Raw genomic sequence first — 13,941 nt, 5'->3', positions numbered from 1 at the left:
GTAGATGGCATTCGCGGCTTCGAACAGGCATTTTCGTGCGAAACGATCGCCGCGCTTCGAGACGCGGCCATTCCGGCTGATTTCGCCGGATTCATACCGCCTCGGTGTGAGCCCGGCCTCGGCGGGCGTTCGCCATCCGAGGCACTGGACGCGTATCTCATCGCCGCGCAAAGCTCAGATGTTGCGACGCCGGTTGAGACCGCCCACCGCCCGATCGCCGAACTGGAGGCCGATGTCGCCGCCTTCATCGAGGCCCACAATGAAAATCCAGAACCATACCGATGGGTAAAGTCCGCCGATGAAATCGGCGCATCAGTCAAGCGGTTCTGCCAAATGCACTCACATCCATGCCACGAACTCGGGATTCGAGTGACCCCCGGGGTCGGCCGGCGGCCGAAAAACCAGGCGACTCCCAAACCATTGTAACTGCTTTATAAAACATGGAACATTTGGAGCGGGTGAAGGGAATCGAACCCTCGTCACTTGCTTGGGAAGCAAAAGCTCTACCATTGAGCTACACCCGCGCCAAGTTCGGTGCGTAATGGCAAACCGGGCGCCGGTCAAGACGTGCCGAGGCGCCGCGCGCGGTGGGCACACTCAGCTTGCCTCCAGCAGAGCGGCGAGCCGCTCGGCGCGGTCGGGGCCGAGCAGGCGGAGCCGTTTCATACGCGCACGTTCGCCAGCGATCACTTCGATCCCCGAGCGAGGTATCCGCAGCGTTTTCGCGAGCAGCTCGATCAGCGCCGCGTTGGCGGCGCCATCGACGGGCGGGGCCGCGACGCGCACCAGCAGGGCCGGTTGGCCATCCGCCTCACCCACGCCTTCGATCGCCGCGCGGCCCGCCTTCGGGGTGAGCCTCACCGCGAGTTCGATCCCGCCTGCGATCTCCCTCCAGGGCAGGCGCGGCGAGTCTTGCCGGTAATCGGTCCCGGAGCCGGACCCGGGGCCACCCTGCTCGTCGGGCCCGATGTCGGACACGGTGCCGGGTCCGGAGCCGAACCGGGGTGCGCGGCGGCCCTTCGCCATTCAGCCCTGTCGGGCCTTGAGCGTGTCGAGATAGGCGCGGATCTCCGGGGCGTTGAAATCGGCGATCGTCTCATGCGCGCCGGCGTCGCGAAGCCGCTCGGGCGTCAGGCTGCTCGTCAGTCCGAAGACATGGGTCCCGGCGGCGCGTGCCGCGCGCAGACCTGAGGGGCTGTCCTCGAAGGCGACGGAGGTCGCGGGCGTCGCGCCCAACTGCTCCATCGCCATCCGGTAGGGCAGCGGATCGGGCTTCGGCCGCGGGCATTCCTCGCCGATCACGAGAAGCGTCAGCCGTTCGGCGAGCCCGGCGGCGGCGAGCATCGCCTCGACGTTCAGCCGCGGCGCATTGGTCACGACCGCGGTCCCCGCCCCCTCGCGCTCCGCCCAGTCGAGGAGCGCGTGGATGCCCGGCGTCGGATCGGCGCTCGCGCCCAGGATGTCGCGGAACCGGGCTTCCTTCAGATCCGCGATCTCGACGTGCCGCGCCTCCTCGCCCGGGAAGTAGTCGGCCATGACATCGGCGTTCGGCCTTCCGAGGATGCGGGTATTGTATTCCTCGATGTCGAGGTCGCGGCCGCGTTCCGCGAAGACCGAGACGAAGGCGGCGTGGTGCAGCGGGTCGCTGTGGAGAAGGGTGCCGTCGAGATCGAACAGCAGGGCGAGGCGGGACATGTGGGCTCCACGGATCATGGGCATCTTGGCAGGATCGTTCCGGCGGGCTCTTAGCACCGCCGCGCGGCCGATGCACGCCTCAGCGCGGAATCCTGAGCGTGGCGCGCAGGCCGCCGAGATCCTCGCTCCCGGCGAGATCGAGATTGCCGCCGTGGCTGCGCGCGACATCGAGCGCGATCGAGAGGCCGAGCCCGACATTGCCGCCGGCCGCGTCCTGGTTGCGCGCCGCGTCGAGCCGGGTGAAGGGGGAAAGCGCGCGGGCGCGGTCTTCCGGCGGGATGCCCGGTCCGTCGTCCTCGACGATGAAGTCGAGCACCTTCGGCCGGAGCCGGACCATCAGCGCGACGCGGCTGCCGTGGCGCGCTGCGTTTCCGACGAGGTTCTGCACCGCGCGGGCGACCGCCACGGGACGCATCTCGACGAGCGCGTCCTCCGGCGTCTCGTTCTCGGCGGCGCAATCGACCCGTGCGCCGGCGCGACGCGCATCCTCCACGACGCCGGCCGCGAGCGCGAAGGGATCGGTCGGCGTCGCGGTCTCAAGCCCGTCGCCGCGGGCGAAGGCGAGAAACTCGCCGAGCATCCGGTCCATCTGGTCCATGTCGAGCGCGAGATCGCGCGCCTCCTCGCTCTCGTCCATCAGGGCGAGCGTCAGGCGCATCCGGGTCAGCGGCGTGCGCAGATCGTGGCTCACGCCCGAGAGCATCTGCGTCCGCTGCTCGATCTGCCGCTCGATCCGGGAACGCATGGCGAGGAAGGCGGCGCCGGCGCGGCGCACCTCCTCCGCGCCGGTCGGGCGGAAGGAGAGCGAGCGGCCCTTGCCGAAAGCCTCCGCCGCCTCGGCGAGCGCGCGGATCGGACGGACCTGATTGCGCAGGAAAATGACGGCGATCGCGGTCAGGAGCAGCGAGGTCGCGATCATCAGCACCAGAAGCTGGTGCGGATTCGAGACCGAGAGCCGCGTGCGCGGGATCGCCGCGTGAAGCGCGCCCTTCTCGGTCGCCGCGATCACGCTCCCCATTCCGGGATCGGAGCGGAGGTCGATGTCGAGCGGCCCGGGCAGATCCTCGCGGAGCGTCGCCGCGAGCGTCCCGCCGCTCGCGTCGAAGAACTCTCGCCTGAGGCCCGGCGTCACCCCGACACCGGGCCGCAGCGTCAGGTCGAGCTCGAGCGGGTCGGAGATCCGGATGAGCGCCGCCCGCGCCTCGGCGAGATCGGGAGCGCGGTTGACCTCGTCGATGGCATAGCGCAACTCGAGCGCCACACCGCTCGTCAGCTGATCCGTCACCCGCAGGTAGTGCCGCTGGAAGAAGACGAGGCCGACGACGAGTTGCAGGAGGATGATCGGGACGAGTAGGATCGTCAGCGCCCGCCCGAACAGGCTGCGTGGCAGGACGGCGCGGGCGGTTGGCCATTTCATCGCGAGGGCGAGCGTTACGCGGCGCGAGGCACCCGCGCAAGCGGGATCGAGGATGTGGCTGCGCGCCACGAAGGAGGAGCTTTGGCCGAGGAACCTTTCGAGCGTGATCACGCCCCCATGATCGGCCAGGTCGAGCATCTGGCGACCGGTGTCCGTGTCGTGACCGCGCCGAATGCCGGGCCGATGACCTATACGGGAACCCGCACCTACATCGTGGGCGCGGGAGAGGTCGCCGTGATCGACCCCGGTCCCGACGACGCCGCGCACCGCGAAGCCGTCGCCCGCGCGCTGGAGCCCGGCGAGACCGTCGCGGCCATCATCGTGACCCATGCCCACCGCGACCATTCGGAAGGAGCGGCGGCGATGGGCGCGCATCTCGGCGCCGAGGTGCTCGCGCATGGCGACCCGGTCGGCGCGCGCGGCGCCCAGGTGACGCGTTTCGCGGGGGATCTCGGGATCGGCGGCGGCGAAGGGCTCGATCTCGCCTTCGCGCCCGACCGGCGGATTTCGGACGGCGAGGTGATCGCGGGCCCAGGCTTCACGCTCACCGCGATCGCGACGCCCGGACATACGGCCGACCATCTGAGCTTCGCCCATGCCGAGAGCGGCGCGCTGTTCTCCGGTGATCTCGTCATGGGCTGGTCGACGACGGTGATCTCGCCCCCGGACGGCGATCTCGCCGCCTATCGCGCGAGCCTCGGCAAACTGCGCGAGCGCGCGGAGGCGGTCTATTTCCCCGGCCACGGGGCGCCGGTCACCCGGCCCGCACGGCTGATCGGCCATATGCTCGCCCATCGCGCGGCGCGGGAGACGCAGATCCTCGCCGTGCTTGCCAAGGGTCCGGCGAGCGTGGCGGATCTGGTCGGGGCGATGTACCGGGGGCTGGAGCCGCGCCTTCGCGGCGCGGCTTCGCGGACCGTGCTGGCGCATCTGATCGATCTCGCGGGCCGCGGGCGGGTCGCACCGGAGGGTATGGGGATGGAGGCGGTCTACCGGCTCGTCTGATCCGGCCCGATCGGCGTGTGGCGCGGCCGGCCGTTCGCTCCGCGCAGCAGCCCGAGCGCGGCGGTGAACCGTCCGAAATCCCGGATGCGGTCGATCTTCTCGCGGAGCGGCTGCCAGTCGTCGTCCGCGTCGATCGCGGCCCAGAGCGCCTCCACCTCCTCGATCACCATGGTCTCCGGCGCCTCCGGCCGGATCGCGAGCGCGGCTTCGAGGCCCGGCGCCGGGTCGAGGTCGCGGAGTCCGTCGATCACCTCCGCCCAGGCCGCGGTCTCGTAAAGCGCGCGCAGCGGGCTCGCGGCGATCCCTTCGGGCCGGGCCCCCAGCAGATCGAAGAAGACCTGCTGGAACGGCGGCCGGGTCTCCTGCATCGCACCCCAGAACCGGTGCATCCGCTCCCGCGATTCCGCCGTCGCCGGGGTAACGAGGCCGAAGCGCGCGAAGGTCTGGCGCTCCAGCGCCGCGTGGAACCGTTCGGCGAAGCTGTGGAACACCGGCTCGATCGCCTCCCGCGAAGCGACCGGAATCAGGCACTCGCCGAGCCGCGCCAGATTCCAGATCAGCGCCTCCGGCTGCCGGCCGAAGCAATAGAGGCCGGTCTGGTCGAAATAGGCGGCGGTGAAGGACGGGTCGAACCGGTCGAGGAACCGCCACGGGCCGTAGTCGAAGCTCTCGCCGGTGATGTTGATGTTGTCGGTGTTGAGCACGCCATGGACGAAACCCGCCGCGAACCATTCGGCGCCGAGCCGGGCGACGGCGGCGACCACCTGGTCGTAGAGGCCCGCCACCGGGTCCGGTCCCGCCGCCTCGGGCCAGTAATGCGCGACGCAGTGATCGACCAAGCGCCGCGTCGCCTCCCGGTTCTCGAACGCCGCGAGCCGCTGGAAGCTGCCGATCCGGATATGCGAATGGCTGAGTCGGGTCAGCACGGCGGACCGCGTCGGCGAAGGCTCGTCGCCGCGCGTGAGCGCCTCGCCGGTCTCGACGACGGAAAAGGTCTTGGATGTGTAGACGCCGAGCGCCTCGAGCATCTCGGTCGCGAGGATCTCGCGGACCGCGCCCTTCAGCGTCAGCCGCCCGTCGGCGCCCCGGCTCCAGGGCGTCTGGCCTGATCCCTTGGTGCCGAGATCGAGCAGCCGGCCGTCCACCGCGTCGCGGGCTTGCGCGAAGAGAAAGCCGCGCCCGTCGCCGAGGTCGGGATTGTAGACCCGGAACTGGTGGCCGTGATAGCGCAGCGCGAGCGGCGCCGGCATATTGCCGGGCAGTGGCTCGAAACGACCGAAATGCCGGGTCCAGTCCGCGTCGGACAGGCCGTCGAGGCCGATCCGCGCCGCCCAGCGGTCGNGCGAGCGGCGCCGGCATATTGCCGGGCAGTGGCTCGAAACGACCGAAATGCCGGGTCCAGTCCGCGTCGGACAGGCCGTCGAGGCCGATCCGCGCCGCCCAGCGGTCGTTGCGGAACCGGAGATCGGCGCGCGGGAAGCGCCCCGGGGCCACGGGATCGAAGAACTCCGCCCCGAGGCGTTCATGGATCCGCGCGGGGCTGTCGGGATCATCGGACATGGCCGAGGCTAAGCACGGAGCGGCGGGCGCGGCAACCCGCGCGACGCTCGCACGGGCGCGCTTCCGGCGATCGCCCCGGGAATCGCCCTGGTGTCGCGAGCGGTTCTCCCCGTTGCGATCCCGCGCCGTCCGGGCGACGGCGACGGGATCTGCGCGGCCCTTCGGTCAGGCGCCGACGGTGCCCGCGGTCTTCTCGAGTTCGGCGACGGCGGCCGGATCGAGGTTCAGCGCGCTGGCGAGCTTGGCAAGGTACTCCCGCTCCGCCGGCGACTCCGGGCTCGTCGTCAGCAGCGAGGCGGCGTAGACCGCCGCTGCCTGCGCCGGAGACGTCACCTGCGCGGCGAGCGCGTCGATGTCGACCGGCTTCGCCAGTTCGGACATGATGAGCAGCTTCTCCTCGTCGGTCACCTCGCCCTCGCCGGCCTTGCCGATGATCGCCCGCATCTCGCTCTCGTCCACGCTGCCATCGGCCTTCGCGGCGGAGATCATGGCGATCAGCATGAGCCGCTCGGCCTCCGGCCCGGTCACCGAGGCGACTTCCTCGGGCGCGGGCGGGGCATCGGCGGCCACGGGCTCGGCCGGCTGTCCCGGCGCGGGCGCATGCTGAAGCGCGCGCGGCTGGTCCGGCGTCTGGCCCTCCTGCCGTGCCGCCCGGATAGCGTTGATCGCGAGCGTGCCGAGGATTGCCATGGCGCCGCCCTTGACCGCGCCCTTGGCGCCGCCGCCGAGCAGCGCGCCGGCGATCGCGCCGATGCCGCCGAGCTGCCCGGTGTTGAGCCCGCCGACCTGCTCCTTGCCGAAGAAATCCTTGGCCCGGTCGCCGAGGCCGCCCGACCCGGAGCGGGAGCCCGTGCCGCCCGGACCGCCCGCGCCCCGGAGCGCGCCTTCCAGCTGGCTCAGCAGCCCGCCCAGGCCGCCACCGGAACCCGCGCCGGCTCCCCGGATGCTTCCGCCGGCGCTTCCACCCGCGCTGCCGAGGTTGCGCAGCAACTGATCGAGACCGCTGCCGCGGCTCGCGCCCTTCTGCATCATCTGTTCGAGAATTGACCCAAAGCTCATGCTTACCTCCCAAATGCGGCTCAATGCACCGGCGTCGCCCGGCACTGCCGAATGCGGCGCGCCGCTTCCGATCGACGCGTGAACGCGCCCCATCGGCGTAGCAGCGGAACCGAAGTTCTGCCAAGCGCGGCCATCAAACTGGGATACAATGACGCAGCCGGCCGTTTGTTCCACTCTGGTGCCGTTTCGATCGGCTCGCTTCGGCCCGAAGCGGGCGGGCCCCGTGGACTCGGCACGCCTCCCGGTGCAAGAGGGGGCCGGGATATTCGACCCGGGAGCAAGTTCACGGAATGTCCGGGAATATCGTGACGGGCACGCCCGAGACAGGCACGCCCGGACCGACGCTCACCGAGGCGACGCGCGCCTGGCTCCGGATCGCGCTGCTCTCCTTCGGCGGGCCGGCTGGCCAGATCGCCGTGATGCACCGTATTCTCGTCGAGGAGAAGCGCTGGATCGCCGAGGAGCGGTTTCTTCATGCGCTCAACTTCTGCATGCTGCTGCCGGGGCCGGAGGCACAGCAGCTCGCGACCTATGTCGGCTGGCTCCTGCACGGGCCGCGCGGCGGGTTGATCGCGGGCGGGCTCTTCGTGCTGCCTGGTATCCTCGCCCTGATGGCACTCAGCTGGATCTATGTGCTCTATGGCGAGGTCGGCATCGTCGCCGGCGCGCTCTACGGCCTGAAGGCGGCGGTGCTCGCAATCGTGCTGCGGGCGGTCGTCCATCTCGGGAAACGGACGCTCAGCGCGCCGGTCTTCTTCGCGATCGCGGCGGCCGCCTTCGTGGCGCTCTTCGCCTTCGGCGCGCCGTTCCCGGCGGTCGTGCTCGCGGCTGGCCTTCTCGGGTATCTCGGCGCCCGTCTCGGCCGGGCGCCGTTCCGGCCGATGTCGGGACAGGTCGGCGAGGACCCGCCGCTCGCGCCGGAAGCACGGGCCTCGGCCATGCGCGCGGGCTGCGTCGCGCTGGCGCTCTGGCTCGCGCCCGTGGCACTCCTGCTCGCCTTCGCGGGCCGGGGGCAGGTCTTCACCGAGATCGGGCTGTTCTTCTCGCATATGGCCGTCGTCACCTTCGGCGGCGCCTACGCGGTGCTGGCCTATGTGGCGCAACAGGCCGTCGAGGTCCACGGCTGGCTCTCGCCTGGCGAGATGGTCGATGGGCTCGGCCTCGCGGAAACGACGCCCGGTCCCCTCATCATGGTGCTGCAGTTCGTGGGCTTTCTCGCTGCCTGCCGCGAGGCCGGCTGGGACTGGCCGCTTCTCGCGGGCACGCTCGGCGGTCTCCTCGCGACCTGGGTCACCTTCGCACCGTCCTTCACCTGGATCTTCCTCGGCGCGCCCTATGTCGAGGGGCTGCGCGGCAATGTCCCGCTCTCGGGCGCGCTCCGGGCCGTGACGGCCGCGGTCGTGGGGGTCATCCTCAACCTCGCCGTCTGGTTCGCGATCCACACGCTCTTCGCGCGGGTGTCGGTCTACGAGGCGGGGCCGGTCCGGCTGGAACTGCCCGATACCGCGACGCTCGACGCGACGGCGCTCGGGCTCACCGCCGCCGCGCTCGCCGCCGTCTTCGTGGCGCGTCTCGGCATGGCGCCCGTCCTCGCGGGCGGAGCGCTGCTCGGCATGCTGCTGGGCTGACGGGCGCCGGCCCTCCCCCGGCCGCGCGTCTTGGACTTGATCAATGCCCGCTTCCGTTTTAGAACGATCTAAAATGTGGAGGTCACGGGATGCCGTCGGAAGATCGTCGCGCCGGGCGGATCACGCTTCTCGATGTCGCGCGCGCGGCGGGAGTCTCGCGCGCCACCGCCTCGCTGGTGATCCGCAAGAGCCCGCTCGTCGCCGAGGATACCCGCCGCAAGGTCGAGGCGGCGATCGCCGACCTCGGTTACGTCTACAACATGGGGGCGGCGAGCATGCGCGCCGCGCGGAGCAACACGATCGGCGTCCTCGTCCCGACGCTGGCCAATCCCTTCTTCACCGAACTGCTCGCCGGGATCGAACACGCGCTCGAAGAGGCCGGCATGATCGTCGTGCTCGCCAACAGCCGAGAGTCGCCCGCCAATCAGGACACCATCCTGCAGCGGATGCGGGAGCGGGGCGTCGATGGCGTCATCGTCTGCCCGGCCGCCGAATCCCGCGAGTCGCTGCTGACCAGGGCCGAGAGCTGGAACCTGCCGCTCGTGCAGGCCCTGCGCCATGTCTCTGACAAGCAAGGAGATTACGCTGGCACGGATTATGCCGGCGGCATGGGCCAGGCCGTGCGGCATCTGGTCGAACTCGGGCACCGGGCCATCGCCTTCGCCGCCGGCGGGCCGCTGCATTCGGCCTATCGCGAGCGGCTCGCGGGGTATCGCGCCGCGATGGCCGAACATGAGCTGGAGCCGATCTGTCTCGACGTGCCCCTCGGCCCCGCGGCATCGTCGGAGTCGGCGCCGGCTCTGCTGCGGCATCCCGCGCGGCCGACGGCGGTCATCTGTTTCAACGATCTCATGGCGGCCGGCCTCGCGAACGGCCTGTCGGACCTCGGCGTCGCGGTGGGGCCCGGGTTCTCCGTCGTGGGATTCGACGATCTCGCCGAGGCTGAACTGGTGCGGCCGCGGTTGACCTCGGTCGCCACCTTCCCGGGCGATATCGGCGACAACGCGGCCCGGCTGCTCCTGTCCCGGATCGGCGCCCCGGAACGCGCCGCGCGGCGCGTGGTGAGTCTGACGCGCCTCGTCGCGCGCCACTCCACCGCCCCTCGGCCATCCGAGGATTGACTCGCAGGTATGATTCGTTTTAGATCGATCTAAATCACCGACCAATCAGACAAACCAATCCAACACGCCGACCGAAGCGAGACACTGCCACGCGCAACGAGGGGAGGAGCCCGCCGCATGTATGACTTCAACTTCGCACCCGTCTTCGCCGGGATCGACCTGCTCCTGCATGGGGCATGGATCACCGTCCGGCTCTCGGCGATGGCGATGGCGATCGGGCTCGTGGTCTCGATCCTCTGCGCGGTCGCCAAGACCTCGGGGCCGCGGCCGCTGCGCATCCTCGTCGATGTCTATGTCGAGGTGATCCGCAACACGCCCTTCCTGGTGCAGATCTTCTTTCTCTATTTCGGCCTGCCCACCATCGGCGTCAGGCTCGATCCCAACACGGCGGCGCTCATCGCCCTCGTGGTGAACTTCGGCGCCTACGGGACCGAGATCATCCGCGCGGGCATCGAGTCGATCCAGACCGGCCAGATCGAGGCTGGCACCGCGCTCGGCCTCTCGCGCGGGCAGATCTTCCGCTACATCGTGCTGAAGCCCGCGCTTCGCACCGTCTATCCGGCGCTGACGAGCCAGTTCATCTATCTGATGCTGACGTCGAGCGTCGTCTCGGTCATCTCGGCGACCGACCTGGCCGCGGCCGGCAACGACCTGCAATCGCAGACATTCGCGAGCTTCGAGGTCTATCTCGTCGTCACCGCGCTCTATCTCGCGCTCTCGGTCGCCTTCTCCGCGCTCTTCGCGGCGATCGAGCGGGCCGCCTTCACCTATCCGCTCAGCCGCTGAGGAGTTCGTCATGATCCGCCCCTTCGGCCCTTCCGACATCCTCATCATCGCCGAGGCGATCCGCTGGACCATCGCGCTCTCCGCGATCGCCTTCGCCGGCGGCGCGATAGGGGGCCTCCTGATCGCGCTCGCCCGGACCGCGGACACCCGCTGGCTCCGCACCGCCGCCTCGCTCTTCATCCGGCTCTTCCAGGGCACGCCGCTCCTGATGCAGCTCTTCCTGGTCTTCTTCGGCCTCAACATCTTCGGGCTGCCGATCAACCCCTGGCTCGCGGCCTCCTTCGCGCTGACACTGCATGCGAGCGCCTTTCTCGGAGAGATCTGGCGCGGCTCGATCGAGGCGATCCCGCCGGGGCAGCGCGAGGCCGCGACCGCGCTCGGCCTGCGGTACTACGACCGCATGACCTCGGTGATCCTGCCGCAGGCGGCGCGGATCTCGGTCGCCCCCACGGTCGGCTTCCTGGTGCAGCTCATCAAGGGCACCTCGCTCGCCTCGATCATCGGCTTCACCGAACTGACCCGCACCGGCCAGATCATCAACAACGCGACCTTCTCCCCCTTCGCGGTCTTCGGTACCGTCGCAGCCTTCTACTTCATCCTGTGCTGGCCGCTCTCGCTCGCCGCCAAACGGATGGAACTCCGCTTCGCCCGCGCCACCACCCGCTGACCCAAGAAGACAACGAAAAGGAAACGCACCGATGACCTTCACCCGCCGCGCCGCGATGGCCCTTCTCACCGCCGCCGCCCTTGCGAGCCCGCTCGCCGCCCAGACGCCCGACGAGATCAAGGCCAAGGGCAACGTCAACGTCGGCATGCTGGTCGATTTCCCCCCCTTCGGCGTCATGGACGCGAGCGGCCAGCCCGATGGCTACGACGCCGACGTGGCTAAGCTGCTGGCCGAGGATCTCGGCGTCCAGCTCACAATCGTGCCGGTGACCGGGCCGAACCGCATCCCCTATCTCCTGAGCGGCCAGGTGGACCTTCTCGTCGCCTCGCTCGGCATCACGCCGGAACGCGCCGAGCGCGTGGATTTCTCCGAGCCCTATGCCGGGATCGCCATCGCGGTCTATGGCCTCGCGGATGTCGATCTCTCCGCCCCCGAGAAGCTCGAAGGCCGCACGATCGGCGTCACCCGGGCCAGCACGCAGGACACCGCCGTGACGGCGGTCGCGCCGGCCGGGGCGACGATCCAGCGCTTCGACGACGACGCGAGCGCGGTACAGGCGCTGCTCGCCGGGCAGGTCGAGGCGATCGGCGTCTCGAACATCATCATCAACCAGATCGAACAGGTCGCGCCCGGCCGGTTCGACGTGAAATTCGACCTCAGCCAGCAGCGGCAGGGGATCGCCGTGCGCCCCGGCTCCGACGCGCTGCTCGCCGAGGTCAATACCTTCATCGAGAAGGTGAAGGGCGATGGCAGCCTGAGCGCGATCCACGAGAAATGGCTCGGATCGCCGCTGCCCGACTTCGTCGCGGAAGCCAACTGATGGGAACGCCGATGATCCAGACCTCACCCGAGACCGGCCGCGGAACTCCGCCGGGGGCCACCACCGAAACCGCGACTGGGACCGCCCCCGGGGCCGCGCCCGAACTGGCCATTCACATGGCGGGCATCAACAAGTGGTACGGCGGCTACCACGCGCTGCGCGATGTCAATCTCGACGTTCGCCGCGGCGAGCGCATCGTGATCTGCGGGCCTTCCGGCTCGGGCAAGTCGACGCTCATCCGCACCATCAACCAGCTCGAGGCGATCCAGGAAGGCAGGATCGTCGTCGATGGCGTCGAACTGACCGCCGGCGGGCACAATGTCGATGACGTGCGCCGCGATGTCGGCATGGTCTTCCAGCAGTTCAACCTCTTCCCGCATCTGACCATCCTCGAGAACTGCATGCTGGCACCGATCAAGGTGCGGAAGGCCTCGAAATCCGAGGCCGAGGCGACGGCGCGCAAGTTCCTGACCCGCGTCCGCATCCCGGAACAGGCGGAGAAGTACCCCGCGCAGCTCTCCGGCGGCCAGCAGCAGCGCGTCGCGATCGCGCGCGCGCTCTGCATGCAGCCCCGGATCATGCTCTTCGACGAACCGACCTCGGCGCTCGACCCCGAGATGGTGAAGGAGGTTCTCGACACGATGATCGACCTCGCGCGCGAGGGCATGACCATGCTCTGCGTGACCCATGAGATGGGCTTCGCCCGCGCCGTCGCGGACCGGGTGATCTTCATGGACCAGGGCCAGATCATCGAGGAAGGGCCGCCCGAGGACTTCTTCGACAATCCGCGCCACGAGCGCACCCGCGCCTTCCTCAACCAGCTGCACTGAGCGTCAAGCATGTCCAAACCCGAACTCCTGCTCATCGAGCCGATGACACCGGACGTGGAGGCCGCGCTCGAAGCCGAGTACACCGTCCACCGGTACTACCTGCCCGGCGGGCACGAGGCCGCGCTCGAAGCCCGTCCGCGCGTCAGCGCCGTGGTGACCGGCGGCGGATCGGGACTCGGTAACGACTGGATCGAGGCGATGCCGGAACTTGGCATCATCGCGATCAACGGCGTCGGCACGGATCGCGTCGACCTTTCCTTCGCCCGCGAGCGGGGCATCGACGTGACGACGACGCCCGGCACGCTGACCGAGGATGTCGCCGACATGGCGCTGGCGCTGATCCTCGCCGTCCTGCGCCGCGTGGTCGAGGGCGACGCCTTCCTCCGCGCGGGCCGCTGGGCGGCGGAGGAGCCGTTTCCGCTCGGCGGCAGCCTGAAGGGGCGCCGCCTCGGCATCCTCGGCCTCGGCCAGATCGGCCGGGCGCTCGGGGCGCGGGCGGAGATCTTCGGGATGAAGGTCCGCTACTGGAACCGCCGCCCGGTCGACGTCGGCGACTGGCCCGCCCTCCCGACCCCGGAGACTTTGGCGGAGGACAGCGACGTGCTCGCGGTCTGCGTCGCCGCGACCCCGGAGACGCGAGGCATCGTGGACGCGCGGGTGCTCGCCGCTCTCGGGTCCCAGGGCGTGCTCGTCAATGTCGCGCGCGGCAGCGTCATCGACGAGCCGGCCCTGATCGCGGCGCTCAGCTCCGGCGGGATCGCCGCCGCCGGGCTCGATGTCTTCGAGAACGAGCCGCGGATTCGGGAGGAGTTCTTCACCCTGCCGAACACCGTGCTCGTCCCGCATCAGGCGAGCGCGACCGTCGAGACCCGGCGCGCGATGGCCGATCTCGTGCTCGCCAATCTCGCCGCCCGGCGCGCCGGCGACCGGCCCCCCTCGGTCGTCAACCAGGAGAGACGCGCATGATCGTCCGTCAGGCGCTCTTCGAGGGCGCGATCCATCCGGGCCGGGAAGCCGAGTTCGGCGACTACGTCGAGACCGCGCTGCTGCCGCTCTGGCGCCGCTTCCCCGGCGCGCGCGAGGTGCGGGTGCTCCGCGAGATCGAGCGCGACGCGGGCATGCCCGAGGTCGCGATGGTACTCTCGATGACCTTCGACGACAGGCGCGCGCTCGCCGCCGCGCTCGACTCGCCGATCCGGTTCGAAAGCCGCGAGGTGACCAAGGGGCTTCTCGCCCTGTTCGACGGGCGGGTGCGCCATCACGTCTTCGATCTCGCGCATGACGCGGCGCCGACCCCCGACCCGGCCGGCTGAGAGCGGAGCACCTCGAACGGGGCCGCGACACGCTACGCCC

At 70.0% G+C, this 13,941-nt stretch carries 14 protein-coding genes, 1 tRNA gene and 2 pseudogenes; 10 read left to right on the top strand and 7 right to left on the bottom strand.

Annotated features, from left to right (window positions below; all coding sequences use genetic code 11):
* Positions 1 to 153, bottom strand: a pseudogene (locus ACLJK8_RS15270) (transposase); the annotation flags it as partial.
* A 66-nt stretch (positions 154 to 219) separates the two neighbouring features.
* On the opposite strand from ACLJK8_RS15270, the pseudogene ACLJK8_RS15265 reads away from it, so the two are divergent.
* Positions 220 to 330, top strand: a pseudogene (locus tag ACLJK8_RS15265) (IS630 family transposase); the annotation flags it as partial.
* A gap of 120 nt (positions 331 to 450) precedes the next feature.
* Here ACLJK8_RS15265 and ACLJK8_RS15260 read toward each other — a convergent pair.
* The 4 genes from ACLJK8_RS15260 to ACLJK8_RS15245 form a co-directional block, all read right to left on the bottom strand.
* A tRNA-Gly gene (locus ACLJK8_RS15260) sits at positions 451 to 524 on the bottom strand.
* Positions 525 to 597: 73 nt separating this feature from the next.
* Positions 598 to 1,026, bottom strand: coding sequence for a DUF167 domain-containing protein (locus ACLJK8_RS15255; protein WP_413151204.1), 429 nt, complete (start codon positions 1,024 to 1,026; stop codon positions 598 to 600).
* On the bottom strand, positions 1,027 to 1,695 hold the full coding sequence (locus ACLJK8_RS15250; RefSeq protein WP_413151203.1) for an HAD family hydrolase: 669 nt from the start codon (positions 1,693 to 1,695) through the stop codon (positions 1,027 to 1,029).
* A 79-nt stretch (positions 1,696 to 1,774) separates the two neighbouring features.
* Positions 1,775 to 3,250 (bottom strand): ATP-binding protein, encoded by a 1,476-nt coding sequence (locus tag ACLJK8_RS15245; protein WP_413151201.1) that lies wholly within the window; start codon positions 3,248 to 3,250, stop codon positions 1,775 to 1,777.
* On the opposite strand from ACLJK8_RS15245, the gene ACLJK8_RS15240 reads away from it, so the two are divergent.
* Entirely contained in the window at positions 3,230 to 4,117 is an 888-nt protein-coding gene (locus ACLJK8_RS15240) for an MBL fold metallo-hydrolase (protein ID WP_413151199.1), read from the top strand. The genes ACLJK8_RS15245 and ACLJK8_RS15240 overlap by 21 nt on opposite strands.
* Here ACLJK8_RS15240 and ACLJK8_RS15235 read toward each other — a convergent pair.
* Entirely contained in the window at positions 4,102 to 5,643 is a 1,542-nt protein-coding gene (locus ACLJK8_RS15235) for a protein adenylyltransferase SelO family protein (protein ID WP_413151197.1), read from the bottom strand. The two genes, ACLJK8_RS15240 and ACLJK8_RS15235, sit on opposite strands and share 16 nt — an antisense overlap.
* 199 nt (positions 5,644 to 5,842) lie before the next feature.
* Positions 5,843 to 6,736 carry a DUF533 domain-containing protein gene (locus ACLJK8_RS15230; protein WP_413151196.1) on the bottom strand — a complete coding sequence of 298 codons (894 nt, stop codon included), beginning with the start codon at positions 6,734 to 6,736 and terminating at the stop codon, positions 5,843 to 5,845.
* Between the two features lie 290 nt (positions 6,737 to 7,026).
* On the opposite strand from ACLJK8_RS15230, the gene chrA reads away from it, so the two are divergent.
* The 8 genes from chrA to ACLJK8_RS15190 all read left to right on the top strand — a co-directional run bounded on the left by chrA (position 7,027) and on the right by ACLJK8_RS15190 (position 13,901).
* The gene (gene chrA / locus ACLJK8_RS15225; protein ID WP_413151194.1) at positions 7,027 to 8,364 is read left to right on the top strand and encodes a chromate efflux transporter; all 1,338 of its coding nucleotides are present in this window, start codon (positions 7,027 to 7,029) and stop codon (positions 8,362 to 8,364) included.
* An 89-nt stretch (positions 8,365 to 8,453) separates the two neighbouring features.
* Entirely contained in the window at positions 8,454 to 9,485 is a 1,032-nt protein-coding gene (locus ACLJK8_RS15220) for a LacI family DNA-binding transcriptional regulator (protein WP_413151192.1), read from the top strand.
* Between the two features lie 117 nt (positions 9,486 to 9,602).
* Positions 9,603 to 10,271 carry an amino acid ABC transporter permease gene (locus tag ACLJK8_RS15215; protein ID WP_413151190.1) on the top strand — a complete coding sequence of 223 codons (669 nt, stop codon included), beginning with the start codon at positions 9,603 to 9,605 and terminating at the stop codon, positions 10,269 to 10,271.
* A gap of 10 nt (positions 10,272 to 10,281) precedes the next feature.
* Complete coding sequence (locus tag ACLJK8_RS15210; RefSeq protein ID WP_413151189.1) at positions 10,282 to 10,938, top strand: amino acid ABC transporter permease; 657 nt, start codon at positions 10,282 to 10,284, stop codon at positions 10,936 to 10,938.
* 31 nt (positions 10,939 to 10,969) lie between these two features.
* On the top strand, positions 10,970 to 11,758 hold the full coding sequence (locus ACLJK8_RS15205; RefSeq protein ID WP_413151187.1) for a transporter substrate-binding domain-containing protein: 789 nt from the start codon (positions 10,970 to 10,972) through the stop codon (positions 11,756 to 11,758).
* Positions 11,759 to 11,874: 116 nt separating this feature from the next.
* Entirely contained in the window at positions 11,875 to 12,588 is a 714-nt protein-coding gene (locus ACLJK8_RS15200; RefSeq protein WP_413151206.1) for an amino acid ABC transporter ATP-binding protein, read from the top strand.
* Between the two features lie 9 nt (positions 12,589 to 12,597).
* Positions 12,598 to 13,554 carry a 2-hydroxyacid dehydrogenase gene (locus ACLJK8_RS15195; protein ID WP_413151186.1) on the top strand — a complete coding sequence of 319 codons (957 nt, stop codon included), beginning with the start codon at positions 12,598 to 12,600 and terminating at the stop codon, positions 13,552 to 13,554.
* Entirely contained in the window at positions 13,551 to 13,901 is a 351-nt protein-coding gene (locus ACLJK8_RS15190; protein ID WP_413151184.1) for a hypothetical protein, read from the top strand. Before ACLJK8_RS15195 ends, ACLJK8_RS15190 begins: the two co-directional genes overlap by 4 nt.
* The last annotated feature ends 40 nt before the right edge of the window (positions 13,902 to 13,941 follow it).

It is taken from the genome of Amaricoccus sp. W119 (genome assembly GCF_047275745.1).
Lineage (GTDB): Bacteria > Pseudomonadota > Alphaproteobacteria > Rhodobacterales > Rhodobacteraceae > Amaricoccus.
The sequence above is the reverse complement of the archived record's forward strand: the minus strand, read 5'-3'. Positions and strand labels throughout refer to the sequence as shown.